The organism is Mesorhizobium sp. UC74_2, from assembly GCF_042701485.1.
In the GTDB taxonomy this organism is placed as follows: domain Bacteria; phylum Pseudomonadota; class Alphaproteobacteria; order Rhizobiales; family Rhizobiaceae; genus Mesorhizobium.
In genome coordinates this window covers 5,875,336-5,900,380 of sequence record NZ_CP170562.1, presented here as the reverse complement: position 1 = coordinate 5,900,380, position 25,045 = coordinate 5,875,336, and the positions used below count along the sequence as shown (strand labels likewise).

Annotated in this window: 22 protein-coding genes and 1 riboswitch; of the genes, 12 read left to right on the top strand and 10 right to left on the bottom strand. The window is 61.9% G+C overall.

From position 1 onward, the window contains the following. The first annotated feature begins 56 nt into the window (after positions 1-56). The 7 genes from ACFJIU_RS28795 (at position 57) to serA (ending at position 8,087) form a co-directional block, all read left to right on the top strand. On the top strand, positions 57-857 hold the full coding sequence (locus ACFJIU_RS28795) for an inositol monophosphatase family protein (RefSeq protein ID WP_379065766.1): 801 nt from the start codon (positions 57-59) through the stop codon (positions 855-857). Positions 858-1,020: 163 nt separating this feature from the next. Beyond that, positions 1,021-1,713, top strand: coding sequence for a hemolysin III family protein (locus ACFJIU_RS28790; protein ID WP_379065764.1), 693 nt, complete (start codon positions 1,021-1,023; stop codon positions 1,711-1,713). A 90-nt stretch (positions 1,714-1,803) separates the two neighbouring features. Further along, a complete protein-coding gene (locus tag ACFJIU_RS28785) occupies positions 1,804-2,826 on the top strand; it encodes a MotA/TolQ/ExbB proton channel family protein (protein WP_379065762.1) in 1,023 nt (340 codons plus the stop codon). Further along, on the top strand, positions 2,827-3,858 hold the full coding sequence (locus ACFJIU_RS28780; RefSeq protein WP_379065760.1) for a peptidoglycan -binding protein: 1,032 nt from the start codon (positions 2,827-2,829) through the stop codon (positions 3,856-3,858). A gap of 244 nt (positions 3,859-4,102) precedes the next feature. Then, positions 4,103-4,987: an outer membrane protein gene (locus tag ACFJIU_RS28775; protein ID WP_379065758.1), complete on the top strand. Its 885-nt coding sequence runs from the start codon at positions 4,103-4,105 to the stop codon at positions 4,985-4,987. Between the two features lie 197 nt (positions 4,988-5,184). After that, positions 5,185-6,360 (top strand): phosphoserine transaminase, encoded by a 1,176-nt coding sequence (locus tag ACFJIU_RS28770; RefSeq protein ID WP_379065756.1) that lies wholly within the window; start codon positions 5,185-5,187, stop codon positions 6,358-6,360. A gap of 125 nt (positions 6,361-6,485) precedes the next feature. Continuing rightward, complete coding sequence (serA, locus tag ACFJIU_RS28765) at positions 6,486-8,087, top strand: phosphoglycerate dehydrogenase (RefSeq protein WP_379065754.1); 1,602 nt, start codon at positions 6,486-6,488, stop codon at positions 8,085-8,087. A gap of 76 nt (positions 8,088-8,163) precedes the next feature. Here the strand turns inward: serA and ACFJIU_RS28760 are convergent, their stop codons facing one another. The 3 genes from ACFJIU_RS28760 to ACFJIU_RS28750 form a co-directional block, all read right to left on the bottom strand. Continuing rightward, positions 8,164-8,781: a ParB-like protein gene (locus ACFJIU_RS28760; RefSeq protein ID WP_379065752.1), complete on the bottom strand. Its 618-nt coding sequence runs from the start codon at positions 8,779-8,781 to the stop codon at positions 8,164-8,166. Positions 8,782-8,784: 3 nt separating this feature from the next. Further along, on the bottom strand, positions 8,785-10,494 hold the full coding sequence (locus ACFJIU_RS28755; RefSeq protein WP_379065750.1) for a SulP family inorganic anion transporter: 1,710 nt from the start codon (positions 10,492-10,494) through the stop codon (positions 8,785-8,787). Positions 10,495-10,624: 130 nt separating this feature from the next. Next, positions 10,625-11,515: a DMT family transporter gene (locus tag ACFJIU_RS28750; RefSeq protein ID WP_379065748.1), complete on the bottom strand. Its 891-nt coding sequence runs from the start codon at positions 11,513-11,515 to the stop codon at positions 10,625-10,627. A gap of 209 nt (positions 11,516-11,724) precedes the next feature. On the opposite strand from ACFJIU_RS28750, the gene ACFJIU_RS28745 reads away from it, so the two are divergent. Both ACFJIU_RS28745 and ACFJIU_RS28740 read left to right on the top strand, forming a co-directional pair. Beyond that, entirely contained in the window at positions 11,725-13,014 is a 1,290-nt protein-coding gene (locus tag ACFJIU_RS28745; protein WP_379065746.1) for an adenylosuccinate synthase, read from the top strand. Between the two features lie 73 nt (positions 13,015-13,087). Next, positions 13,088-14,716 carry a hypothetical protein gene (locus tag ACFJIU_RS28740; RefSeq protein WP_379065744.1) on the top strand — a complete coding sequence of 543 codons (1,629 nt, stop codon included), beginning with the start codon at positions 13,088-13,090 and terminating at the stop codon, positions 14,714-14,716. 188 nt (positions 14,717-14,904) lie between these two features. Here the strand turns inward: ACFJIU_RS28740 and ACFJIU_RS28735 are convergent, their stop codons facing one another. The 7 genes from ACFJIU_RS28735 to ACFJIU_RS28705 all read right to left on the bottom strand — a co-directional run bounded on the left by ACFJIU_RS28735 (position 14,905) and on the right by ACFJIU_RS28705 (position 21,192). After that, entirely contained in the window at positions 14,905-15,999 is a 1,095-nt protein-coding gene (locus tag ACFJIU_RS28735) for a DUF930 domain-containing protein (RefSeq protein WP_379065742.1), read from the bottom strand. A 140-nt stretch (positions 16,000-16,139) separates the two neighbouring features. Next, positions 16,140-17,096 carry a DUF2865 domain-containing protein gene (locus ACFJIU_RS28730; RefSeq protein ID WP_379065740.1) on the bottom strand — a complete coding sequence of 319 codons (957 nt, stop codon included), beginning with the start codon at positions 17,094-17,096 and terminating at the stop codon, positions 16,140-16,142. Between the two features lie 196 nt (positions 17,097-17,292). Further along, positions 17,293-17,712 (bottom strand): carboxymuconolactone decarboxylase family protein, encoded by a 420-nt coding sequence (locus ACFJIU_RS28725; RefSeq protein WP_379065738.1) that lies wholly within the window; start codon positions 17,710-17,712, stop codon positions 17,293-17,295. Next, positions 17,648-18,076, bottom strand: coding sequence for a MerR family transcriptional regulator (locus ACFJIU_RS28720; RefSeq protein WP_379065736.1), 429 nt, complete (start codon positions 18,074-18,076; stop codon positions 17,648-17,650). Before ACFJIU_RS28720 ends, ACFJIU_RS28725 begins: the two co-directional genes overlap by 65 nt. 221 nt (positions 18,077-18,297) lie before the next feature. Then, entirely contained in the window at positions 18,298-18,609 is a 312-nt protein-coding gene (locus ACFJIU_RS28715; protein ID WP_129412689.1) for a hypothetical protein, read from the bottom strand. Positions 18,610-18,728: 119 nt separating this feature from the next. Continuing rightward, entirely contained in the window at positions 18,729-20,543 is a 1,815-nt protein-coding gene (locus tag ACFJIU_RS28710) for an ABC-F family ATP-binding cassette domain-containing protein (RefSeq protein ID WP_379065734.1), read from the bottom strand. 1 nt (position 20,544) lies between these two features. Continuing rightward, entirely contained in the window at positions 20,545-21,192 is a 648-nt protein-coding gene (locus ACFJIU_RS28705) for a thiamine diphosphokinase (protein ID WP_379065732.1), read from the bottom strand. Positions 21,193-21,303: 111 nt separating this feature from the next. Then, positions 21,304-21,417, top strand: a riboswitch (TPP riboswitch). A 37-nt stretch (positions 21,418-21,454) separates the two neighbouring features. On the opposite strand from ACFJIU_RS28705, the gene thiB reads away from it, so the two are divergent. The 3 genes from thiB to thiQ are packed head-to-tail and all read left to right on the top strand — an operon-like array spanning position 21,455 to position 24,848. Then, positions 21,455-22,456 (top strand): thiamine ABC transporter substrate binding subunit, encoded by a 1,002-nt coding sequence (thiB, locus tag ACFJIU_RS28700; protein ID WP_379065730.1) that lies wholly within the window; start codon positions 21,455-21,457, stop codon positions 22,454-22,456. 17 nt (positions 22,457-22,473) lie between these two features. Further along, complete coding sequence (gene thiP, locus ACFJIU_RS28695; RefSeq protein ID WP_379065728.1) at positions 22,474-24,108, top strand: thiamine/thiamine pyrophosphate ABC transporter permease; 1,635 nt, start codon at positions 22,474-22,476, stop codon at positions 24,106-24,108. Then, a complete protein-coding gene (thiQ, locus tag ACFJIU_RS28690; protein ID WP_379065726.1) occupies positions 24,105-24,848 on the top strand; it encodes a thiamine ABC transporter ATP-binding protein in 744 nt (247 codons plus the stop codon). The genes thiP and thiQ overlap by 4 nt, the downstream gene beginning before the upstream one ends. Positions 24,849-25,045: the final 197 nt, after the last annotated feature.

Below are 25,045 nucleotides of genomic sequence, written 5' to 3'. Positions count from 1 at the left end.
CTGCATTTGAGGCCAGGCCAGCGCCAGTTGGCCCCGCACACCAAGGACTAACCAGCATGGCGCGTTCCGCACTTCTCAATGTCATGGTCCAGGCCGCGATGAAGGCGGGCCGCTCGCTGTCGCGCGACTTCGGCGAGGTGCAGAACCTGCAGGTCTCGATGAAGGGGCCGGGCGACTATGTCAGCCAGGCCGACCGCAAGGCCGAGGACATCATCTTTACCGAACTTTCCAAGGCGCGGCCGGGCTACGCTTTCCTGATGGAAGAGCGCGGCACGGTTGGCGGCGATGACGACCAGCACCGCTGGATCGTCGACCCGCTGGATGGAACCACCAACTTCCTGCACGGCATTCCGATCTTCTCGGTCTCGATCGCGCTGGAGCGCCAGGGCCAGATCGTCGCCGGCGTCATCTACAATCCGGCGATGGACGAGCTTTACACGGCGGAGCGTGGCGGCGGCGCATTCATGAACGACCGTCGGCTGCGCGTCGCTGCGCGCAACAAGCTGTCCGACACGGTGATCGGCTGCGGCGTGCCACATCTCGGCCGCGGGCATCACGGTAATTTCCTCATCGAACTGCGCAATGTGATGGCCGAAGTCTCCGGCATTCGCCGCCTCGGCTCGGCAGCACTTGATCTTGCCTATGTCGCCGCAGGCCGCATGGACGGCTATTGGGAAGACAAGCTGTCGCCCTGGGACATCGCTGCCGGCATCCTTATGGTGCGCGAAGCGGGTGGCTATGTCTCCGATCCGGACGGTGGCCAGGGCATGTTGGAAAGCGGCAGCCTCGTTGCCGGCAATGAGGCGATCCATCGCGCCCTGCTTGCGACGCTGAAGAAGCCGCTCGCCCAGCGCTAGCACACCCCACAAGGCACGCTCTGACGAGTTATAGCGTCGTACCTCGCGAAAATCGCTTACGATTTTCGGCCGATATGTGAAGTACGCCGCAGCCACGAAACCGTTACAGTAGCTTGAAATACTCGCCTGCGACTGCCCAGATAAAGTGTATGCAGGTGAACCCATGAGTGAAGGCCGGCCCGAGACGGCTATCGACATCCCCTTTGTCGGGCGATGGCACTATTCGCGTGCCGAGATGATCGCTGACGGCATCGTCCACGCCGTCGGCATCGTGCTGGCGATTGCCGCGGGTTCGGCCATGCTGACCCTGGCTGCCTTTCACGCTGGGCCGGGTGAATATGTGGCCGCGGTGTTTTATGTCGTGGCACTGCTTACGGTTCTTTCCGTGTCGATGGCCTACAATCTCTGGCCCGTTACATCACGCATGAAATGGCTGTTGCGCAGGTTTGACCATGCCGCGATCTACCTGCTGATTGCCGCAACCTACACACCCTTTCTGGCTCAGCTCAGCGACGCGACGCTTGCCGGCTGGATGCTCGGTCTGATCTGGACGGCAGCTGTTGCCGGAATCGCCATCAAGGTTTTCCTGCCCGGTCGCTTCGACCGTCTTGCCATCGTCTTTTATCTCGCCATCGGCTGGAGCGGGATTGTTCTGGTCGAACCGCTCGTCGGAACGCTGCCACCAACCGCCATCGGTCTTCTGCTCGCCGGCGGCATCGTCTATTCGCTGGGCGTCATCTTCTTTGTCTGGAAGGGTCTGCGTTTCCACAACGCGCTGTGGCACGGCTTCGTCGTCACCGGCGCGGGCCTGCATTTTGCCGCCATGCTGGACAGCCTGGTCATCAACCGGCTGTGACACTGCATTTCGGCGCCTTCCAATTTCGTCACATTTCCGTTTAGAGTCGCGGCAATCCTATTCGGCGACGACATCGCAAACGGGGCAGGAATGACCTTTCTCAAATCCATGACTGCCGGCCGGGGTTCGGATGTGTTGAGCTACGACCCGCACAAGCTTTCCAGTCCACAGGTTTTCGTGCTGACGATGGTGATCTTTCTGGCCATCGTTGCCTTCATCGCCATTGTTCTTTCCCGCCAGATCCAGACGGCTTTCGTCACCAATCCCGGCCTCAACGGCTTGATCGTCGGCGTACTGGTCGTCGGCATCCTGCTGGCTTTCGTCCAGGTTGGCAGGCTGTTTCGCGAAGTGCGCTGGGTGAATTCGTTCCGGGCTGGTTCCGAAACCACCGAACCGGTGTTGCTCGCCCCGATGAAAGCGATGATCGGTCGCTCGTCCTCGCTCGCTTTTTCGACCAGCGCCATGCGAACCATGCTCGATTCGATCGGTACCCGCCTCGACGAAAGCCGCGACACCTCGCGCTATCTGGTCGGCTTGCTGGTTTTTCTCGGCTTGCTCGGAACCTTCTGGGGCCTGCTGCACACGATCGGTTCGATCAGCGAGACGATCCAGTCGCTCGATCCCGGCTCGGGCGACGCAGCAGCCGTGCTTGACGCATTGAAGCAGGGCCTGTCGGCTCCCTTGTCCGGCATGGGCACAGCTTTTTCGTCCTCGCTGTTCGGTCTCTCCGGTTCACTTGTGCTTGGGTTCCTCGACCTGCAGGCCGGCCGCGCGCAAAACCGCTTCTACACCGAGCTCGAGAACTGGCTGTCGACGGTCACCGACCTTTCTTCGGATGTCGGCACGACCGATGCATCGCGTTCGGAGTCTTCCGACGAGCTGCGCGCGCTTTCGGAGCGGCTGCGTCACATGAGCGAGAGCGACAGCTCCAGCCCGCGCGTTGCGACCGCGATGGCCAATCTGGCCGATGGCATTTCCGGGCTGGTCAAGAACATGCGCTCTGAACAGCAGATCATGCGCGACTGGGTGGAAGCGCAGTCCGATGAGCAGAAGGCGATGCGCGCAACACTGGACAAGATCGCCGAGGCCCTGAAAAGCCGGGAGCGCAACTAAATGGCGCTCGCGAGGGGACGACGCAGCTATCGCCACATCGATTATTGGCCGGGCTTCGTCGATGCGCTTTCGACATTGCTCCTCGCCATCATGTTCCTGCTTTCCGTCTTCGTGCTGGCACAGTTCCTGCTCAGCCGCGAGATTTCCGGCAAGGATGTGGTGCTCAACCGGCTCAACGCCCAGATCAACGAACTGACGCAGCTTCTGGCTCTGGAAAAGAGCAACAGCCAGGACGCTCAGGATTCTCTGGCCAACCTGCAGGCTTCACTCTCCGCGGCCGAGGCCGAAAAAAGCCGCCTGCAACAATTGCTGAACGCCGGCTCAGGTGCAGGCAATGCTGCCAGCCAGCGTGCCACCAAGCTGGAGGGAGAACTCGACACCGAACGCCAGGTCAGCCAGCGTGCGCTGAGCCAGGTAGAACTGCTCAACCAGCAGATCTCGGCGCTGCGCAAGCAGATCGCCGCCCTTGAGGACGCGCTGAATGCGTCTGAAACACGAGACCGCGAATCCAACACAAAGATCGCCGATCTCGGCCGTCGTCTGAACGTCGCACTTGCCCAGCGCGTGCAGGAGCTGAACCGCTACCGTTCGGATTTCTTCGGCCGCCTGCGCGAGATTCTTTCCGACCGCGAGAACATCCGCATCGTCGGTGACCGCTTCGTTTTCCAGTCCGAAGTGCTTTTCCCGGTCGGCTCTGAAGAAATCAACGACGCCGGCAAGGTCGAGATGAAGAAGCTGGCCGATGCGATCATCGAACTGCAGAAGGAAATTCCGCCCGAGATCAATTGGGTGCTTCGTGTCGATGGACATACCGACAATCGGCCGCTTTCGGGCACCGGCCGTTTCAAGGACAATTGGGAACTGTCGTCCGCGCGCGCGACCTCCGTGGTCAAATTCCTGATCGCCAATGGTGTTCCGGCCAATCGGCTGGTGGCAGCGGGCTTCGGCGAATATCAGCCGCTGGATGGTACCGACACCGACGATGCACGATCCAAGAATCGCCGTATCGAGCTGAAGCTTACCGAACGCTGAGACAAGACGTCAGGCGTCCGCCGGGGCGTTTCCGTTTGTCACGGAAACGCTCCGGCTCTTTGTTTTCAGGCCATTCCGGACGGAAAACCACCACGCACTTTTCCTGGAGTTGCGCGAAGCCCAGCAAGATCAAATGGGTAACGGTTCGTTATCCTTAACGGTGACTTAACCACTATAGTTAACAATGCTCTCAGAAGGGGCCGTGATCGCGTGGTGATCGGCGCGGGTTTGGGAGCTTGAATCCATGCAATTCAAATTGCACATAGCGCTGGCTCTGGCTGCTGCAGTGCTTCTGCCGCCGATGTCGGCACTGGCTGCCGACTACGATCCGCCGATCTATGTTGATCAGGCGCCCGAATATCAACCGGTGGAGGTTGGTTCGGGGTGGTATCTGCGCGGCGACGTCGGGTACAATTTCAACAAACCCTACAAGTATTTCGAGAACACCGCGGCGTTCTCGTCAAGCACCAATCCGGTCTCCGGCTCGGTCGGCATAGGCTATCACCTCAATGACTACCTGCGCGCCGAGCTTAATCTCGGCCTCCTGCCGAAAAGCGAATTCGCGACCGATTTCCTGTCGAGCTGCGAGGGAACCCAGACAACGACAACGGTTATTCGCAATCCCGGCTTGGAGGATTCGGTTTTTGTCGACAGCCGGCGTGTCTCGCAAAATTGCCAGGGGCAGAATGCCGGAACCAACAGCGCCTTCGATGGCACCGCCAACCTCTATGTCGATCTCGGCACGTTTGCCGGCCTGACACCCTATATCGGTGGAGGTCTTGGCCTGATCTATTCCAGGTATCGCAGTTCGACGGGCGACCGCCATTGCACCGAACCGTCTCCCACGGTGATCCAAGGCGGCAACGTGACGACAACCACGGCTTTCAGGTGCGACGACGCGTCGACCTATGAGGGTTCGGCGGACGCAGAAAAGCAGCTTGGCCTGATCTATTCGCTCAACGCCGGCTTTGCCTATCAGGTCTCGAAGAACGTCGAGCTCGACTTCGGCTACGAATACAAATCGGCACCAAGCGCGCGCTACGTTTCGTTCGACAACAACGCGGTGGTCCTGAACAAGGGTATCGACTACCACCAGTTCAAGGTCGGTGTTCGCTACGATCTCTGGTAGGACACGTCCACTCACCACAAAAACAAACGGCAGGCTGTGGGCCTGCCGTTTGTTTTTGTGGCTCTACCGCCGCCCCAAGCCAATATCCCGCAAACGACAAAAACTTTGCTCTTGACGCCGGCAAGCCGAAGTCCTATCGCCGTCCGTGGGCCACCCCTCCCCACCGAGGGGCTTACTATCTGGAAGGATAGACCACGATGACTGCTCTCCCCACGCCGGACGTGCGTCCGGCCAATCCCAATTTCTCCTCAGGTCCCTGCGCGAAACGTCCCGGCTGGTCAGTCGAGGCGCTCAAGAATGCTGCCTTGGGTCGCTCGCACCGCGCCAAGATCGGCAAGGTCAAGCTGGCCGACGCCATCGACCTCACCCGTGAGATCCTGCAGGTCCCGGCCGACTACCGCATCGGCATCGTTCCGGCGTCCGATACCGGTGCCGTCGAAATGGCGCTCTGGTCGTTGCTCGGCGAACGCGGCGTCGACATGGTCGCCTGGGAAAGCTTCGGCGCCGGCTGGATCACCGATGTGGTCAAGCAGCTCAAGCTCGAAGACGTGCGCAAATTCGATGCGCCTTACGGCGAACTTCCCGATCTGACCAAAATTGACTTCGACCGCGACGTCGTCTTCACCTGGAACGGCACGACTTCGGGCGTGCGCGTGCCCAATGGCGATTTCATTCCGGATGATCGCAAAGGCCTGACCATCTGCGATGCCACCTCGGCGGCCTTCGCGCAGCGGCTCGATTTCGCCAAGCTCGACGTCGTCACCTTCTCCTGGCAGAAGGCGCTCGGTGGCGAGGGCGCGCACGGCATGCTGATCCTGTCGCCACGCGCCGTCGAGCGGCTTGAGACCTACAAGCCGGCCTGGCCGTTGCCCAAGATCTTCCGCCTGACCTCGGGCGGCAAGCTGATTGAAGGCATCTTCAAGGGCGAGACGATCAACACACCGTCGATGCTGTGCGTGGAAGACTATCTCGACGCCTTGAACTGGGCAAAGAAGCTCGGCGGCCTCGATGGGCTGATTGCCCGTGCCGATGCCAATTTCGCAGCGCTCGACGCCTTCGTGCAGAGGACGGCCTGGCTGGACAATCTGGCTGCGGTCGCGCAGACGCGCTCGAATACCTCGATCTGTCTTTCGATCGTCGACCCGGATGTCACGGCGCTCGACGCCGACGGCCAGGCTGCTTTCGCCAAGGGCATCGTCTCGGCGCTCGACAAGGAAGGCGTCGCCTTCGACATCGGTCACTATCGCGATGCTCCTCCCGGACTCCGCATCTGGGCCGGCGCCACGATCGAGACGGCTGATCTGGTTGCGCTGACGGCATGGCTCGACTGGGCCTTTGCCAACCAGAAGGCCGCGCTCAAGGCCGCTGCCTGACACAGACTTGCGGCGGCCCCGGAGCATGATCCCGAAAAGCGGAAAACGGTTTTCAGAGAAGATCATGCTCCAATAAGAGGCCGCCCTCTTTTCGAACAATTCAATCACTCTTCAAGGAGGCAGCAATGGCGCCCCGCGTACTCGTTTCCGACAAACTCTCCACCACCGCCGTGCAGATCTTCAAGGATCGCGGCGTCGAGGTCGACTATCTGCCCGACCTCGGCAAGGACAAGGAAAAACTGCTCGAAGTCATTGGCCAGTATGATGGTCTCGCCATCCGCTCGGCGACCAAGGTCACCGAAAAGCTGATTGCCGCAGCGACCAGGCTGAAGGTCGTGGGGCGCGCCGGCATCGGCGTCGACAACGTCGATATTCCCGCCGCGTCGCGACGCGGCATCATCGTCATGAACACACCCTTCGGCAATTCGATCACCACGGCGGAACATGCCATCGCATTGATGTTCGCTGTCGCCCGGCAGATCCCGGAAGCAAATACCTCGACCCACGCCGGCAAGTGGGAAAAGAACCGTTTCATGGGCGTCGAAATCACCAGCAAGACGCTCGGGCTTATCGGCTGCGGCAATATCGGTTCGATCGTCGCCACCCGCGCCGTCGGCCTGAAGATGCATGTCGTCGCTTTCGACCCGTTCCTGTCCGAACAGCGTGCCGAGGAGCTGGGTGTCGAGAAGGTGGATCTGGACGAGCTGCTTGCCCGCGCCGACTTCATCACCCTGCACACGCCGCTGACCGACAAGACGCGCAACATCATCAACGCCGAAGCCATCGCCAGGATGAAGGATGGCGTGCGCATCATCAATTGCGCGCGCGGTGGCCTGGTGGTCGAGAAGGACCTTATCGCGGGCCTGAAGAGCGGCAAGGTGGCGGGTGCTGGCATCGACGTCTTCGAAGTCGAGCCGGCGGAACAGAACGAACTCTTCAATATGGAGAATGTCGTCTGCACGCCGCATCTCGGCGCCTCGACCTCGGAAGCGCAGGAGAACGTCGCACTCCAGGTGGCCGAACAGATGGCGGATTACCTGGTCAAGGGAGCCGTCACCAACGCCATCAACATGCCTTCGATCACGGCAGAAGAAGCTCCCAGGCTGAAGCCTTTCGTCAAACTGGCCGAGGTGCTCGGTGCCTTCGTCGGCCAGGTCACCGAAGACCCGATCAAGGAAGTCGAGATCCTGTTTGACGGCTCAACGGCACAGATGAACACCAAGGCGCTGATCAGTGCGGCGCTTGCCGGCCTGATCCGGCCCCAGGTGGCCGATGTGAACATGGTGTCGGCGCCGATCATGGTGAAGGAGCGCGGCATCATCGTCGCCGAGGTTAAGCGCGACAAATCGGGCGTGTTCGACGGCTATATCAAGCTGAGCGTCAAGACGGAACACATGACACGCTCGATCGCCGGTACCTGCTTCTCCGACGGCAAGCCGCGCTTCATCCAGATCAAGGGCATCAATCTCGACGCCGAGGTGGGCCAGCACATGCTCTACACCACCAACGCCGATGCGCCCGGCATCATCGGCCTGCTCGGCACGGTCTGCGGCGAGAACGGCGTCAACATCGCCAACTTCCAGCTCGGCCGCAATCGGCCGGGTGGCGATGCGATCGCATTGCTCTACCTCGATGCTCCGTTCCCCGAAGAAGTCCTGGCCAAGTTGCGCGCACACCAGACGATCGATTCGGCCAAGCGGCTGCAGTTCGACGTCGGCCCGGCCTGATCGTCTTTTCACGGACTTCGAAGGGCGCGGGCAAACCCCGCGCCTTTCTGCATCTGCCGACACGACGCTGGAATGCTCAGTCGTCAGGGCCGCTCCAGCCTGGCAGATGGCTTGCGGATTTATCCCGCGCCAACGCGGCGGCCTTCCTGGCTACCCTGTCGAAATTGTCGGCGAGGAGGCCGGGATCAATGCGCCGGCGGAAAAAATCCGCCCAAAGGAATTCCCCGAACGGCGTCGTGTCCTTGGCGTAACCGCCGGCTCGTCTTACCGCGCCAGCCAAACTTCGAAACGGATCGTCGACCAGCCTGTCGACCGATTTCGGCAAGTCTTCGTAAGCGCGCCGGCGCCCCGATGCATCGAAAGGATGCATCCAGGCACGGTTATCCAGGAAAACCAGGAATTCTTCCTTGGTGAGCCGCGACAAATCCGCGAGCACGCTGATCAGCACCTTTCCGATACCCTCGTCATGCAAGGCGCGGGCAAGATGATGATGGTCGACGACGAAGGGGCGCTGCTTTGGACCGATCACCGCAGGAATGAGATGTAGTCCGAGAAAATCGTCCTTCTTGCCTGCCGCCAACGCGCGCAGCTCCTTGCGTTTGAGCGCCACCTCGCGCAGGCCGACGGTCATTTGTGTCGGGCGCAATTCGGCGACGGATACCGGATGCAGGACTGGGATGATGTTCCGTGGCATGGTTCATCCTTCCGAGGTTGATGGCGGCGTCGTCTGCTCACGCCCGTCCCGCTCGCCAGTGATGATGTCTGCTATGGCGTTGTCGACGCTGCGGAAAATGGCGTGCGGCCCCAGCATCGCCACGATGCCGAACCGCTCCAGTGCTCTTTGTGCCCGTACCGCTTCCAACCTGGCGATCCGGAAGGAGATGCCGGCTTTTCGGCAATGCCCGATCATCGCCCGAAGGGCTTGCGCCGCGGTGAAGTCTATGTCGATGACGCTGCTTGCTTCAAAGACGACATGTCTCACGACGCGGGCGTCGATCATCGTCCGGAAATCCTCAGCAAACCTCTCTGCATTAACGAAGGAAAGTGGAGCCTGGAACGCGAGCACCAGCACGCCGGGGACCCGCTCGCCTGCGGGCTCGGCCCCCGGCGGCCACCAGATCGATGTGCCGGGTACTTTCTCGAACTCGATCGCGTTTGCCTGCGTCATGCCCCAGAGGCCATGCAACAGGGAAAGGCCAATGCCGATAGCCACGCCAACCTCGATCGGAAGGGCGATGATGGCAATCGCCGTGATCATGATCAGCACGAATTCCAGCGGCGCCTGGCGAAACGTGCCAAGGAACGTCTGCCAGCGCAGGATGCGCATCGCCACGAAAAACAGGATGCCGGCAAGCGCGGCTTGCGGCACGTTGGCCAGCAGGCTTTTCCCGAACAGCACGAGCAACAGCACGACTGCCGCCGCGATCAGGCAGGAGAGCTGCGAACGTCCGCCGGTCTCACTGACGATGGCCGTACGCGGCGGACTGGCATTGACGGGAAAGGCGCCCGCCAGTCCGGACAGCAGGCTGGCCGCACCAACGCCGACGAAATCGCGATTCACATCGGCAGGCCGGCCCGAATCACCAGCGAAGGAGCGCGTCGTTGCAGCCGTCTGCACCATGACGATGATCGCCACCAGCAGAGCCAGCGGAACCAGCGTACGCATGTCGTCGAAGCTCACCTGCGGCAGGCCGAGACCGGGCAGACCCGCAGGCAGACTACCCAGGACCGCGACACCGCGAATTGTCAGGTCGAGTGCGGTCACGGCCAGCGTAGCCAGTGCCAGCGCAATCAGCGCGCCTGGAATGCGCGGGCTTATACGCTCGCATCCCTTGACAATCGCGAACACCGCGACGCCAAGCACCAGGCTCCAGAAATTGATTTGGCCGAGATCGGCCCTGACAGCCGCCAGACGCTGAAATACATTGCCACTGCCGGGCGGCAGGCCAAGCAGCTCCGGCAATTGCGACACCAGGATGTGCACGGCAATGCCGGCAAGAAAACCGGCCATCACCGGCACGGACAGGAGATCCGCGATCCAGCCCAGCCTGAGCAATCCGCCGACCAGAACGATCGCCCCTACCATCAGCGCAAGCAGCGCGGCCATCGTCACATAATGTGGCGAACCCGAAGTCGCGATCAGCGCAAGTCCGCCGGCCAAGATCGGCGTGATGGTCGAATCCGCGCCCACTGATAAGAGCCGGCTGGCACCAGACAACGCGAACGCGAGCACGGCGGCAATGAAGGCGAAGAGCCCAAGTTCCGGAGAGAAATCGCCCAGGCGGGCTGTTGCTATCTGCTCGGGAATGGCAATCGCCGCGAGGGTCAGGCCGGCGAACAGGTCACCACTGAGATCACTTCGGCTCCAGCCTTGCAGGCCTCGAAGAAACAGAACCGGTTTCGCCATCGGCGTCCCGCCTCGAACTCCGATCCCCTCCTGCATATCCAGCTTCCCTTGTCGGGTCTCCGCGCATCAACCTAGGCCATATCCTGCAAAGGACAAGCGGCCGATGAGCCCTGACGATTGCAGACACCGTTCAGGCAGCCGAGCGACGGCTGCCATGCTCGGCCAGCCAGATGCCGCCAAAGACCAGCGCCAAGGCTATGGCATGGTAGAGGTGAAAATCCTCACCCAGGATCAGAATTGACAGCAAGGTGCCGAAAATCGGTACCAGGTTGATGAAAAGCCCGGCGCGATTGGCGCCGATCAGCTCGATGCCGCGAATATAGGTGAGCTGCGAGATCACCGACGCGCCGAGCGCTGTGTAGAGTGTGATCGCCCATCCTGCCGGATCGGGAAAGATGGCCGTGCCGCTGGCGACTTCCCAGATGAAGAACGGCACCGAAACCACGAGTGCGGCGATCGACAGGGCCAACATCAGGCTCTGCCATTGCAGGGCGGGTTTCAGTCGCAGGCCGACCGAATAGCCGCTGTAGAGCACGACGGCGATCAGCATGATCGCATCGCCGAAGTTCAGGTTGAGTTTCAGCAGTTGTGTCGGATCGCCGTGGCTCGCGGTGAGAATGACACCGACAATGGTCAGCAAGACGCCAAGCGCCTGCAGCCAGCCGATCCTGAGACGAAAGAACAGGAAGTTCGCGACAATGATCAGGATCGGCATGCTGGCCTGCTCGATCGAGACATTGATCGCGGTCGTGTAGTTCAGCGCGGCATAGAAAATCACATTGAAAAGCGAAAAGCCGCACGCGCCGAGAACGAGAAGCAGGAACAGGTGACGCCGGATGACCGGCCAGTCTTCCACGAAGGCGCGGCCGCCGATCGGCAGCAGGATGACGACGGCCAGCACCCAGCGGAAGAACACCAGCGTCATCGGCGAGACATGGCCGACGGCGAGTTTTCCAGCCACGGCGTTGCCGCCCCACAGCAGCGTGGTGAGAAGAAGCAGGACATAGGCTTTGCGGTGCATGCGGCAGTCTCCGCCGGATCGGCCCGGACGATGACAACCCGACTATGGTGCTGCTCCATGCAAGTAAATGATGCAAAAGGCCAAAATCTTGTGGCTAGGAATGCCTTTCACGGCAAAGAAAGGGTCGCGCAACGGAGGGCTTGGGGCTATATGGGCCTGTCGTGGCGGGCTTCGAGGCCCGCTTTTGGTGTTGAGCAAGGGATAGTGACATGGCCAATGTGGTGGTCGTCGGCTCGCAATGGGGCGACGAAGGCAAAGGCAAGATCGTGGACTGGCTGGCCGACCGCGCCGATGTGGTCGTGCGCTTCCATGGCGGCCACAATGCCGGTCACACACTGGTCATCGATGGCGTCAGTTACAAGCTGGCACTGCTGCCCTCGGGCCTTGTGCAGGGCAAGCTCTCGGTCATCGGCAATGGTGTGGTGGTCGACCCGCACCACTTCATCACGGAACTGCAGAAACTGCGCGATCAAGGCGTGACGATCACCCCGGAAATCCTGCGCATCGCCGACAATGCCCCGCTGATTCTGTCGTTGCATCGCGAGCTCGACGCTATCCGCGAAGACGGGAATTCAGGCCTCAAGATCGGCACCACCCGGCGCGGCATCGGCCCGGCCTATGAAGACAAGGTGGGACGCCGGTCGATCCGCCTCATCGACCTCGCCGAGCCGGAAACGCTGATGCTCAAGATCGAGCGTCTGCTCGCCCATCACAACGCGCTGCGGCGCGGCATGGGTTTGAACGAGATCGATCCCCAGACGATCCATGACGAACTCACCTCCGTCGCCGACGAGATCCTGCCTTTCATGGACCAGGTCTGGCGTGTGCTGGATGAAAAGCGTAGGACCGGCGCCCGCATCCTGTTTGAGGGCGCGCAGGGTGCGCTGCTCGACAACGATCACGGCACTTATCCTTTCGTCACCTCCTCCAATACGGTGGCGGGCCAGGCTGCAGCCGGCTCGGGCCTCGGGCCGACCGCGATCGGCTATGTGCTCGGCATCACCAAGGCCTACACGACACGCGTCGGCGAAGGGCCCTTCCCTTGCGAACTGGACGATGAGGTCGGGCGGCATCTGGCTACGGTCGGCCGCGAGGTCGGAGTCAACACCGGTCGCCCGCGCCGCTGCGGCTGGTTCGACGCCGTTCTGGTGCGCCAGACGGTCAAGACGTCGGGCATCACCGGCATCGCTCTGACCAAGCTCGATGTTCTGGATGGGCTGAAGGAGATCAAGGTCTGCGTCGGCTATGAACTCGATGGCCAGCGGATAGACTATCTGCCTGCCTCAATGCGGGCACAAGCTGCGGTTAAGCCGATCTACGAAACATTGGAGGGATGGTCGCAAACGACTGCAGGGGCGAGAAGTTGGGCCGAATTGCCGGCACAGGCAGTGAAATACGTGCGCTACATCGAGGAATTGATCGGTGCGCCGGTAGCACTCCTCTCCACCAGCCCTGAGCGGGACGACACCATACTTGTGACCGATCCGTTTGAAGATTAATTGTCAAAGACCTGACAGGCCCACTGATTTGCGGGGGCCTGTCCTGGAAACGAACGACAGGTTCGATTGAAGCATGGCAGATTTCGTTGCGGTTCTGAAAAAGACGCTCGATGGGCTCGGCGAGACGACGCCGGACGTACGCGCCAAGGTCTACGACAAGGCGCGCGCCACCATCGAGAGCAAGCTCGCAGCGATCAACCCGCCGCCGCCTGCCGCGGTTGCCGATCGTCAGCGCAAGGCGCTCGAGGATGCGATTGACGCGGTCGAAAAAGACTACACAAAAACGGCACAACCGCTCGACCCCCTTGCGGAACTCGAGAACATCTTCTCCTCGATCGATCGCAACCGGACCCAGCAGAGCCACGCGCGACCTGCGACGAAAACCGAGACGCCGGTTCCTGCACCGCAAACGCCGGCGCCCGCTCGCACGGACGAACGCTCTGCGCCGCCTTCCTGGCAGCGCCCGCTGCCAGAAGCACGTCAACCTGACCTGAAAACCCAGCCCGCGCTGAAGCCGGAGCCCGCTCCCGCGCCAAAATTGGAATCCACTCCCGCGCCAAAGTCGGAGCCTAACCTGTTCGGCTCACAACCGGCGCTTGAGCCGGTCTGGCCCAAACCAAAGGCTGAAACCAAACCCATCTTCGACCTTGGCAAACCGACAGAGCCAACGCCCGAGCGCCCGCTGGCGCAGGCCTTCGAAGCCAACACGCGGCGTGAAGCCGAACGGGTGACCCACGATTCGGTCTTCAGGGATCAGTCTATCGACGATGTCGCCGACGAAACCTTCGACGACATCGAGGAGCCGGAACAGAAACGTGGGTTCAGCCGCGTCATCGCCGCAGTCGTGGCGCTCGCGGTCCTGGGCGGCGGTGGATACGGCGTCTGGCTGAACAGGGACGCCTTCAAGGACATGTTCGGCCTCGGCAAGACGGAGACCGCCGACAACACGCCTGCGCAGCCGGCGACACCGGCTAAGCCCGCCGAACCGGCGCCCACTCAACCGAACACGGCCACCAGCCCGACCCCCGCTCCAGCGGCGGAGAATGGCGAGTCGCAGAAACTCACCCAGCGCCTGCTGCCCGACGGCAAGGAGACGGACCCGGGTCGCGCCGGAGGCAGCACCAGCGTTGGCGAAGGCACGTCCATCGTGGCTCTGACGACGCCGCCACCCGCAACACCGCCGGCCCAGACACAACCGGCGCAGGGACAACCGCCGGCATCCGGCACCGAAGCCCCGGCAACTCCTGCAACGACGCCTCCCGCGCCGGAAGCAGGAAACCAGCCGGCTGCAATCCCGGTCGGCCAGAAGGCGATCTATTACGAGGAACGCACCAGCTCGGCTGAAGGATCGGCCCAGCCAGGCAACATCGTCTGGTCCGTTGTCCAGGAATCGCCGGGCGGCGACGCGCCTCCAGAGCCGGCGATCCGTGCCGAAGTGACGGTGCCGGCCAAGGACGTGCAATTGCGCATGACCATCCGCCGCAACGCCGACCAGACCCTGCCGGCCAGCCACATCATCGAGATGATCTTCCTGACCCCGCAGGGCTTCGAAGGCGGCGGCATCGACAATGTGCTGCGCATCGCCATGAAGACGTCCGAGCAGGAAGCAGGCAGCCCGCTGATCGGCGTGCCCGCCAAGATCGCCGACGGCTATTTCCTGGTCGCGCTGAACGACACCAAGGCCGACAGGATGCCAACCTGACCCTGCTGCGCAACCAGGAATGGATCGACATCCCAGTCGTCTACAAATCGGGACGGCGCGCGCTGATCACCATGGAAAAGGGCTTGCCCGGCGACAAGGTCTTCGACGAGGCACTCAAGGCCTGGCAGGCGAAAACGTCCGGGTGATCGCTGCAGCCATAGCGGTCTCGACCAGATCCCCTGGCACCTTTACAAATCTTGTTTGCGGGCAGACCGATCGAGGGCTGCCCATTCAGCCTGCGGGATAAGAGCTCCGGTACGGGAAACAAAGGACAACACCCGCGTCGCATTGGCGTCGACCTCGCATCTGAAGCTCACCCTGTACCATGCCGTTCGCGTGCGAAAGGTGGCGTCCGGAACGTCCAGGACATTGCCCGACTTGAGCAGACGGTATGGAAGCAATCCGGGAAAGTAACCTTCGTCGAGAAGTTGCTGCTGCAATGCGCTTGCGCAAAGCTTGCCCGCCCGTTGATCACGCGGCACCCCGTCCATCGAGGCCCCGGCGAAGGGATCGCCGGTCGCGCCTAGCGAATAGAGCCGCCTGACACCCGGAAGGCTGGAATATCCTTGCGACGCGGCGACGGCCACATCCGCGGAACTTGACTTTTTGGGGCCGGCGCTTGCCGGCTTCGGCCCTCTTGCCGGCCTGGGCTGTGGCGCCGCTGCAGCCACGGGAAGCTCTATTTCGCCGGATCCATCGGTCACGGCCTCCTGTTCATCGGCACCCGCCGCCTTGGCCTCTGGCTGGTCAGGCTTCGCTGAACTCCCATCCTTCGCTGCATCCTGAACGGCTTCGCGATTGCTTGCCGTGTCTTCCTGTTTCTGGCGCTCCGGCTCGGCTGCGGCTTTGTTCTCGCTGTCTTTCACGGCACCGGGCTGCTTCGGATCCTCTGTCTTCGTCGGCGACGCCGAGCTTTCCTGCGCGCTGTTGCCGTCCAAGGATCGCCTTGGACCGGAATCCTTGGCTCCGTACTGGAAAACAGGCTTCAGCTCTTCGATGGACGACGGCGGCGGGGATGGCTTTTCGACTTTCTGCTCGACCGGTTTTTCGACCTTCGGTTCCGGCGGTTTTTCAACCTTGGTCTCTGGCGGCGGAACCGGTTCCGGCTTCACTTGTTCGGGCGGCGGCACCATGACGACACTGACCGCTCCATCGTCCGGATGCTGTTGCGGAAGCCTCGACGAACCGTAGACCAGAAGCGCGATGATAAGCGCATGCAGGATCAGCGATGGGGTCAAGCCCCACAGCACACCACCATCATGCTCCCGCGCGTCACTGTTCATCCTGACCGATGTGGGACGAAATAACGGCGACATCAAGCATTGGCGTCAGCCGCCGCCGTTCAATTCGTTTATGACACAGCACGAGATTGCCGTGCGGCGGCTGCATTGCTCCGATTGCCCGAAAAGACTGGCAGGTGTCTTCAAGGATCCGGCAGAAAGGCCGGTCCGACGATGCGCACGGCTCGATTGATTGCAGGCTCTTCCATCAAGGCCAGGGGCGCGGGTAAATTGCCGTTCATCGCGCCGGCAGCCGATGGCTCCGACACATTCTGTTCCGGCCTCCCCGCTGGCAGCGGAATGACTGCGTTTTCCATATTGCCCGGCGTTACCGTGCGGGCGCGCATTTCGCTGACCCGGCTGTAGTAACGTCGCAGGTCGCAGCTCTTGAACGCCGCGGCGTCGCGGTAACGAAACGCCGTCGCCAGATCCTTGTAGGGTTTGCGTTCGGCGACCGAGATCATCTCATCGGTTTCCAGGCTGGGATCGGTCAGGGCGAATACCTCCATGCCTGGATCATCGCAGATGAAGCGGCACTGGTCGGTGGTCTCCTTCAGGTCTGTATCCCTGGCGAACTGCGATTTCGGTGCCGGGAAGAAATAGCCGTCCGAGGGCCGTACGCAATAGAGCATCGAAGCACCGCCGATCGACATCGGACCCGAAGCGGTATCGCGCGCCGGCCGTTCGCGTCGCTCCGGCACACAGCCAAGCGCGATGTAACGAGCCTGCAGAACGGATGCGTCGCGTCCTCCGCTTGCGGCCGCCATCTGCCTCAGCACATCGGCGCGCATGCGCGCAAGGTCACCACAGGGGTCGAAGAACCCGCCGGAGCCCTTGCCCGAACACTGCCGCCGCCGCTCGAGTGCCTGGATGGCGACAAGCTGTCGCCGCAGCTGGGCCTGTTGCGGATTGAGGCCTCCACTGCCGCTGCTGCGGATCTGGCGCGCCAGCGATGAGCACTCGTCGGCCAATGCCGGGAATGCCGTCAGCGTGCCGAAAGCGAAGATGCAGATCAGCGATGCCGAAATGAAGCGGCAGCAAAGGAGGAAAAAAGGTTCCTCGCGCTTGAAACAGCCCAAACCAGCTTCAAGAATACGCATGCCTGCAACACCTTGATACGCACTGGATTTCTCAGCTTTGTATCAGGCTATAACAATGTCACAGCCTTGTGAAAGTACTTCATAATATATACAGCAAATGTGGTTACGCGCCGGACGGGATCCAGATACCATCCATTAAGCATGATCGATGACGTGGGATCGAGTGCCGGGACGCTCTGGAGCGGAGAAGCTTCAATCATGCCGCTTCGCCCTCCTGGACGGGAAATCGGGCGGCAAAGACTTCCTTGGCCGCAAACAGCCCGTTGAGCGCCGCGGGAAAGCCGGCATAAACCGCCATCTGGATCATGATTTCGGTGATTTCGTCCTTGCTCAGCCCGACATTCAGCCCCGCCTCGATATGGACTTTCAGTTGCGGGGTCGCGGTTCGGATCGCCGTCAGCGCGGCGATGGTCGCGATCTCGCGGGCGCGCAGGTCGAGGCCAGGGCGGCTGTAAATGTCGCCGAACGAGAACTCGAACACGTAGTTTGCGAAATCGGGAGCGACGTCGGCCAGAGCGGCAATAACCTTGTGGCCGGCTTCGCCGTCGATTTCAGCGAGCGCCCGCTTGCCGCGGTCCAGCCGGCTTTCGCTGACGTTCGGGGATTGATGCGTCATAGTCCTTCATCCTCTGTTTCATGCCGGCATATCCGGCAATCTTGGTGTCGAGGACGAGAAGGCAGGCTTGCAGCTTGGCCACATGCGCACGGACACGCTCACGGTGCTGCTCGAGCAATGCGCCGCGCTCCGCTTCCGTGTCGCCGCCGCGCTCCCGCAAGGCCGCGTAACGCAGCATTTCCCGTATAGGCATCCCGGTCGTCTTGAGACGATCGAGAAATTCCATCCAGGTCAGGATCGATGCGTCGTAGTCACGTTGGCCCGATTGGTCCCTGTCGGCATGGGGAAGCAGCCCGATCCGCTCATAATAACGGATGGTGTGGGCAGACAGTCCCGAACGCTTTGCCAGCTCGCCAATCTTCATCAACGCCTTCTTTCGTCACGACGCAGAGAAAGCTACCGGTTAGAGTGCACTCTAAGTCAAGAGGAGTTTGAAGCTTCGTCGTGTCGCCGGGATACCAGGTTTCGCGATGCGACGGCGTCGTTGATTTCCAAGCGAAAAATCTGTTGCAGATGCCAGGTACCGAAGTCGACCCGCATGTCGACATCCGCGACACCGGAGTGCTGCTTTTGTGGGTTCGCGGCCTAGATGCCCGAGCCGTAGAGTTCCTCTTCGCTGCCTTCCCAGGGCCTCGGCATATCGGCCAGCGCACTCGTGTTCGCGTTGGCGCTCGGCAACGGCATCCAGCATTTCAATTCGGGATCGGCATATTCGATCATATGTCCGGGATAGGAATCATTGGCCCGCCATCCTTCCATGCCGAACTGGTCGGCCCTCGCCCAATAGGCGACGTCGACTTCCGCAGGTCCCTGCTCGGATGATCTCACCGTAACCAGAACCCGGCTGCCGTCTTTCGGCGCGCTCGACATGTGACGCCACCCGGTCGGTTCTGCCATGGAAACTCCTCCTCCGTCAGCCAACGAATACTCGCCAACGGTAGCACGATCCGCCCCGCCAAGATCAATGCCGGATTTTGCCGATTGTCGGAATAAGGATGCATCAGCCGAACAGCGCTTCAGCCTTCCAGTTCTTCGCGCAGCATTTCCAGTTCCAGCCACTCTTCCTCGAGTGCGGCGAGTGTGGCCCGTTCCTTGTCGAGCGCCGCGATCGTCTTCTGGAAGCCAACCGCGTCGCGCTCGTAGAAGGCCGGATCGGCGATGTTGTTTTCCAGCCTGGCGATCGATGCCGTCACCGCTTCGATCTTCTTCGGCAGATTTTCCAGGGCGAATTTCTGCTTGAAGGAGAGCTTTTTGGCCGTCTCCTTGGGCACCTCCGCGCGTGGCTTCTCTGCTCTCGGCTCTGCAGACTGGCCGTTGCGTGCCTTGCGGTCCTCGAGCTTGGTGCCGCCACGCTGCGCCAGCATGTCGGAATAGCCGCCGGCATACTCCACCCAACGGCCACCGCCGTCGGGCGCGATCACGCTGGTGACCGTACGGTCGAGGAAATCGCGATCGTGGCTGACCAGGATGACCGTGCCGGCAAAACCCGCCACCAGTTCCTGCAGCAGTTCCAGCGTTTCCATGTCGAGATCGTTGGTCGGTTCGTCCAGCACGAGCAGATTCGCCGGTCGCGCCAGGACGCGGGCCAGCAGCAGCCGTGCCCGTTCGCCGCCGGAAAGTTCACGCACCGGCGTACGCGCCTGTTCCGGCTTGAACAGGAAGTCCTTCATGTAGGACACGACATGGCGCTGCTCGCCATTGATGACGAGGTTTTCACCACGCCCGTCCGTCAGGTAATGCGACAGCGTCTCATCCGGATCGGCGGCCTCGCGCTTCTGGTCAAGAGTAGCGATCTCGAGGTTGACTCCCAGCCGCACCGTGCCGGCGTCGGGCTTCGTCTCCCCGGTCAGCATCTTCAGCAAGGTCGTCTTGCCGGCACCGTTGGCACCGACCAGTCCGACACGATCGCCACGCTGGATACGGGTCGAAAAATCCTTCACCACGGTGAGATCGCCGAAGCTCTTCTCGATGTTCTTGGCCTCGATCACCAGCTTGCCCGATTCGGCTGCGTCGCTGGCCACCAGCGTCGCGGTGCCTTCTGCGCCGCGATGGCTGCGGAAACGCTGGCGCATCGACTGCAATTCGCCGAGCCTGCGCATGTTGCGTTTGCGCCGTGCAGTCACACCGTAGCGCAGCCAATGCTCCTCGCGCACGATTTGCCGGCCGAGCTTGTGCTGGTCGCGCTCCTCCTCTTCCAGAACCTGATCGCGCCATTCCTCGAAATGGCCGAAGCCCTTTTCCAGCCGGCGTGTCTGGCCGCGGTCGAGCCAGACCGTGGCACGCGAGATGCGCTGCAGGAAACGACGGTCGTGGGAAATGACGATCAAGGCTGAGGAGGTGCGCGCCAGCTCCTCTTCCAGCCATTCGATGACGGCGAGGTCGAGATGGTTGGTCGGCTCGTCGAGCAGCAGGATGTCGGGTTCCGGCGCCATGACGCGGGCCAATGCGGCCCGCCGCGCTTCGCCGCCGGAAAGATCGGCAGGGCGTTCCTCTCCGGTGAGCCCCAGATGCTCCATCAGGTAGGTCGCGCGATAGGGATCGTCGGCCGGCCCCAGCCCGGCTTCGACATAAGCACGCACGCTGGCAAAACCGTCCATGTCTGGAACCTGCGGCAGGTAACGCACGGTTGCCGTCGGCTGACGGAACACCTCGCCATCCTGCGGCTCGATCATGCCGGCGGCGATCTTGAGCAATGTCGACTTGCCGGAACCGTTGCGGCCGACCAGCGCGATCTTGTCTCCGGGAGAGGCCACGAGTTCGGCGCCATCCAGCAAAGGTGTGCCGCCGAAGGTCAGTTTGATGCCAGTCAGGTTGAGAAGGGGCGGCGCCATGTCAGCTTTCGGGAAGTGGGTAAGGATGAGCAAGCAGGAGCGCACGGCCAGTGCCGAGCGCTATTTCGAGCTTGCCTTGCACGGCATTGGAGATGGTGAGGGACGAACCGAAAGGCATTTCCACCGCATTCAGTGGCCATTTGGCGCCCTTGATCGTGAGCCCGGTGAGTTTCGAGAAGCCAAGCACGGAAAACAACGTTCCTTCGGCATAATCGAAAGCCGCCGTTCGGCCAGGCAGAACCGGAATACCTTCCTGCGCACCGCTGGTCAGGAGCACGTCTGTCCCCTGTTCGGCCAGGCTGAGTGCCAAAGCCAGATGCAGGAAGGCATGATCGGCCCTGGCGCCGCCGAAGGCACCCACGAGATTCAGCTTCGCCGCACCGAGATCAAGCGCAATCGAGACGGCGAGCTCGCCATCGGTGGAATCCTTCTCGGCCGGGAACCGCTCCTTCGGCACCTTCGCCAGATGCGGCGGCAAATGAGCTGGTGCGGAATCGAAATCCCCCACCCACAGCTCAGGCGTAAGCCCCAGCATATCCGCATGCCGGATGCCGGAGTCGGCGGCGATCACGCGCGTGCCGGCGACCTGGGCTTCGAGCCGCGGCGTCTGGATGACCTCGCCGCCAAGCAGAAGGGTGAATGTGCTCATGGGCGTCGCCCTTACCAGCCCCTATGCGGAAACGGAAGGGCGTGCGGAGCCTGCCCGTTTCATCCGGCAAACTAACGCTTGCGCGCCACCGTCGCCCGCTCTATGTCTCAGGCCGCTCTAACGGGGTGCCAGATCGCGGCTTCGCGAACCGGCTGAGAGGCGAAAAGCCAACCCGCTGAACCTGATCCGGTTTGTACCGGCGGAGGGATTAGACGCTTAGCCAAAGCGCCAGTTCCCTTGTCACGAAGTGAAGGAGGCGCCTATGCGCAAAACTCTGTCTGTCCTGGTTTCCGCTCTCGCTTTCGCTGCCGCCACGCTGCCGGCGACCGCGAAAGACAAGCTGACCATCTATACCTATGAGAGCTTCACCGCTGAATGGGGTCCGGGCCCCCAGGTCAAGAAGGCGTTCGAGGCGGACTGCGACTGCGAGGTCGATTTCGTCTCGGTTGCGGATGGCGTCGCCCTGCTCAATCGCGTCAAGCTGGAGGGCAGTGCCACGAAGGCCGATATCGTGCTTGGGCTCGACACCAACCTGACCGCGGATGCCAAGGCAACTGGCCTGTTCGCTCCGCATGGCGCAACCGCGGCATCCGACGTGCCGGGCGGCTGGAACGACGACACCTTCGTTCCTTATGACTACGGTTATTTTGCCGTCGTCTATGACACAGAGACGCTGAAGACACCGCCGGCCAGCCTCAAGGATCTGGTCGAAGGCGACGCGACCCAGAAGATCGCCATCCAGGACCCACGCACCTCAACGCCCGGCCTTGGACTGCTGCTGTGGGTGCGCGCGGTGTATGGCGACAAGGCACCAGAGGCCTGGGCGAAGCTGAAGAACCGCGTGCTCACGGTCACGCCGGGCTGGAGCGAGGCCTACGGCCTGTTCACCAAGGGCGAAGCGCCGATGGTGCTGTCCTATACCACCTCGCCCGCCTACCATATGATCGCTGAAAAGACTGATCGCTACCAGGCAGCTTCCTTCTCCGAGGGCCATTACCTTCAGGTCGAGGTCGCTGGCATCACCACCACCGGCGCCAGAAACCCGCTGTCCGGGAAATTCATGGCCTTCATGACCAGCCCGAAATTCCAGGATGTGATCCCCGAAACCAACTGGATGTTCCCGGCCAGCAAGATGGACAAGCCACTCGATCCGGCCTTCGACAAACTGGTGAAGCCGGTCAAGACCCTGGCTTTCACTCCCGAGGAGATTGCGAAAAACCGCAAGGCCTGGGTGGATGAGTGGCTCAACGTGATGAGCAAATAGGAACGACGGCGAAACCATTGTCTCAGGCTGCACACCCCGCTGCATTGCGCGACAGACGTGTCGGCGCGGGGATCGCTGCATTGACCTTTGTCGCCGTCCTGATCGGCGGTGCTTTGCTTGGCCTTGCCATCGAAAGCGCCGGCGATTTTTCTGGCGCGGCTGCCGCTTTCGATTCCTATCTTCTTCGCGTCGTCCGCTTCACCTTGTGGCAGGCCGTGCTGTCGACCTGCCTGTCGGTCTTACCGGCATTGTTCGTGGCACGAGCGCTGGCGCGTCATCCCGGTTTTTTTGGCCGCAACTTCATTCTGCACCTGTTCGCGGTGCCTCTGGCGCTGCCCGCCATCGTTGCAGCACTCGGGGTTCTCACTCTTTATGGCCGCGCCGGCTATTTCGCGCCTTTCCTGACAAAGATCGCAGGCGAGGATTGGCCGGGCATTTACGGTCTCTCCGGCATCCTTGTCGCCCACGTCTTCTTCAATCTGCCACTCTGCGTGCGGCTTTTCCTGGAAGCGTTGCAGACCATTCCGGCGGACCAATGGCGGCTTGCCAGCCAACTCGGCATGGGCGTGCGCCCTGCCTTCCGCTTCATCGAATGGCCGGCGCTGAGGCAGGCGCTTCCCGGTGTCGCCGGTCTCGTTTTCATGCTGTGCATCACCTCGTTCACCATCGTGCTGATCCTTGGCGGCGGGCCGCGCGCAACCACGCTGGAAGTCGCCATCTATCAGGCGTTGCGCTTCGATTTCGATCCAGCGCGTGCGGTTGCGCTGACGCTGCTGCAGGTCCTGCTCACTTTCGCCGTCGTGGCCCTGCTTTCGCGCCTCGGCGCCAACACGGCCGCCGAGGCCGGTCTTTCCGTGGCGCCGCGCCGCTACCTTTCGATCGGTGATGGCGAGACAGCCCTGAACGCCTTGCTCATCACGCTCGCCTTGTTGTTCGTCGCAGGCCCGATGATGGCAACCATAGCCGCCGGGGTGCAATCCGATCTTGTCCGCCTCGTCGGCGAACAAGCCGTGCATCGGGCCACCACGACAAGCGCGGCACTTGCATTCCTCTCGGCCCTGCTTGCCACAGCCCTTTCCTTGTCTTTGGCAATGGCGCGGCATGGCCTGGCTGCCCGCCGCGGCAGAACCGGTGGTCGGTCGCTGCTGGAATATGCCACCGATACCGGAGCCGGCTTCGTGCTGGTCGTGCCACCGATCGTCATCGGCGCCGGCTGGTTTTTGCTGCTGCGCCATGTCGGCGGCGCTTTCGCGATCGCCCCGGCCATGGTCGTTGCGGTGAACGCCATCATGGCGATGCCCTTCGCCCTGCGTGCCATTCGTCCGGCCTATGACGCGGCCAGCGAACGGCATGAGCGGCTTTGCGCACAACTTGGCATCACCGGCTGGGCCCGCTTGAGATTGATCGACTGGCCGGTTCTGCGACGCCCGCTTGCCACCGCTTTCGCCTTTGCCATGGCTTTGTCGCTCGGCGACCTCGGTGTGATCGCGCTGTTCGGTTCGGATTCCCTGCAGACGCTGCCTTATCTTCTGCTTGCGCGCATGGGCAGCTATCGTACCGCCGATGCCGCGGGGCTGGCTCTGCTGCTGGGTCTGGTTTGCTTTGCGCTGATCCTGCTTGCCGATCGGCTCGGAAAGGGACGTTCCTCATGACCGCCGATATGCCGGCTCGACAGGCGGTGTCGCTGCATCTCGACAGGACAACCTTCAGCTATGGCGAGGTCGACCTCACTTTCGACGTCGAATTTCCTGCCGGCGAAATCACCGCCGTCATGGGGCCGAGCGGCTCGGGTAAATCGACATTGCTCAGCCTTGTGGCGGGGTTCGAAACACCTCGCTCCGGGCGTGTCCTGATCGGTGACAAGGATTTCACCAGCGTTGCACCGTCCGAGCGGCCGGTTTCGATGGTCTTTCAGGAGAACAACCTGTTCGCTCATCTCGATGTGTTCCGCAATGTTGGCCTCGGTATCTCGCCTTCGCTCGCCCTCACCGCCGCCGACCGCGCCACCATCGCCGGCGCGCTCGCACGCACCGGTCTGGCGGGCAAGGACAAACGCCTGCCACGCGAGCTTTCCGGCGGCGAACGTCAACGCGTTGCACTGGCGCGGGCCCTGGTCCGCGACCGACCGGTGCTTCTGCTGGATGAACCCTTTGCTTCGCTCGGACCTGCCCTGCGCGAGGATATGCTGGATCTCGTGGCGGCGGTTCAGACCGAACGAAAAATGACCACGCTCTTCGTCACCCATCAGCCACAGGACGCACGCCGCATCGCTGCTCATGTCGTTTTCCTGGAGAACGGCGCGGTTGCCGCAAGTGGCGGAGCAGGCGATTTCTTTTCCGCGAATGGTCCGGCAGCCTTCCAACGATACGCCGGCGCAACCGACGAAGGTTAGCCGAGTGCCGGAAAAGAGTGGCCACCGCCACATTTTGACTGGTCCTGCACCAGGGAAATCTGGAACGGATTATGCGACTCAGGCATTTGTCTTGCCCGGAAGCCGACATAATTTGCGGTCAAACCGGTTTGGGGGCATCATCGTCGTTGCTTGCCAATCTGCTTCGTGTGTGGCTAGGTCCACCGCAGATTGTCTGG

Excerpts from the sequence above, each read along its gene's own strand:
- ACFJIU_RS28795 (WP_379065766.1), top strand. The coding sequence starts at position 57 with ATGGCGCGTTCCGCACTTCTCAATGTCATGGTCCAGGCCGCGATGAAG.
- ACFJIU_RS28790 (WP_379065764.1), top strand. The coding sequence starts at position 1,021 with ATGAGTGAAGGCCGGCCCGAGACGGCTATCGACATCCCCTTTGTCGGG.
- ACFJIU_RS28785 (WP_379065762.1), top strand. The coding sequence starts at position 1,804 with ATGACCTTTCTCAAATCCATGACTGCCGGCCGGGGTTCGGATGTGTTG.
- ACFJIU_RS28780 (WP_379065760.1), top strand. The coding sequence starts at position 2,827 with ATGGCGCTCGCGAGGGGACGACGCAGCTATCGCCACATCGATTATTGG.
- ACFJIU_RS28775 (WP_379065758.1), top strand. The coding sequence starts at position 4,103 with ATGCAATTCAAATTGCACATAGCGCTGGCTCTGGCTGCTGCAGTGCTT.
- ACFJIU_RS28770 (WP_379065756.1), top strand. The coding sequence starts at position 5,185 with ATGACTGCTCTCCCCACGCCGGACGTGCGTCCGGCCAATCCCAATTTC.
- serA (WP_379065754.1), top strand. The coding sequence starts at position 6,486 with ATGGCGCCCCGCGTACTCGTTTCCGACAAACTCTCCACCACCGCCGTG.
- ACFJIU_RS28760 (WP_379065752.1), bottom strand. The coding sequence starts at position 8,781 with ATGCCACGGAACATCATCCCAGTCCTGCATCCGGTATCCGTCGCCGAA.
- ACFJIU_RS28755 (WP_379065750.1), bottom strand. The coding sequence starts at position 10,494 with ATGGCGAAACCGGTTCTGTTTCTTCGAGGCCTGCAAGGCTGGAGCCGA.
- ACFJIU_RS28750 (WP_379065748.1), bottom strand. The coding sequence starts at position 11,515 with ATGCACCGCAAAGCCTATGTCCTGCTTCTTCTCACCACGCTGCTGTGG.
- ACFJIU_RS28745 (WP_379065746.1), top strand. The coding sequence starts at position 11,725 with ATGGCCAATGTGGTGGTCGTCGGCTCGCAATGGGGCGACGAAGGCAAA.
- ACFJIU_RS28740 (WP_379065744.1), top strand. The coding sequence starts at position 13,088 with ATGGCAGATTTCGTTGCGGTTCTGAAAAAGACGCTCGATGGGCTCGGC.
- ACFJIU_RS28735 (WP_379065742.1), bottom strand. The coding sequence starts at position 15,999 with ATGAACAGTGACGCGCGGGAGCATGATGGTGGTGTGCTGTGGGGCTTG.
- ACFJIU_RS28730 (WP_379065740.1), bottom strand. The coding sequence starts at position 17,096 with ATGCGTATTCTTGAAGCTGGTTTGGGCTGTTTCAAGCGCGAGGAACCT.
- ACFJIU_RS28725 (WP_379065738.1), bottom strand. The coding sequence starts at position 17,712 with ATGACGCATCAATCCCCGAACGTCAGCGAAAGCCGGCTGGACCGCGGC.
- ACFJIU_RS28720 (WP_379065736.1), bottom strand. The coding sequence starts at position 18,076 with ATGAAGATTGGCGAGCTGGCAAAGCGTTCGGGACTGTCTGCCCACACC.
- ACFJIU_RS28715 (WP_129412689.1), bottom strand. The coding sequence starts at position 18,609 with ATGGCAGAACCGACCGGGTGGCGTCACATGTCGAGCGCGCCGAAAGAC.
- ACFJIU_RS28710 (WP_379065734.1), bottom strand. The coding sequence starts at position 20,543 with ATGGCGCCGCCCCTTCTCAACCTGACTGGCATCAAACTGACCTTCGGC.
- ACFJIU_RS28705 (WP_379065732.1), bottom strand. The coding sequence starts at position 21,192 with ATGAGCACATTCACCCTTCTGCTTGGCGGCGAGGTCATCCAGACGCCG.
- thiB (WP_379065730.1), top strand. The coding sequence starts at position 21,455 with ATGCGCAAAACTCTGTCTGTCCTGGTTTCCGCTCTCGCTTTCGCTGCC.
- thiQ (WP_379065726.1), top strand. The coding sequence starts at position 24,105 with ATGACCGCCGATATGCCGGCTCGACAGGCGGTGTCGCTGCATCTCGAC.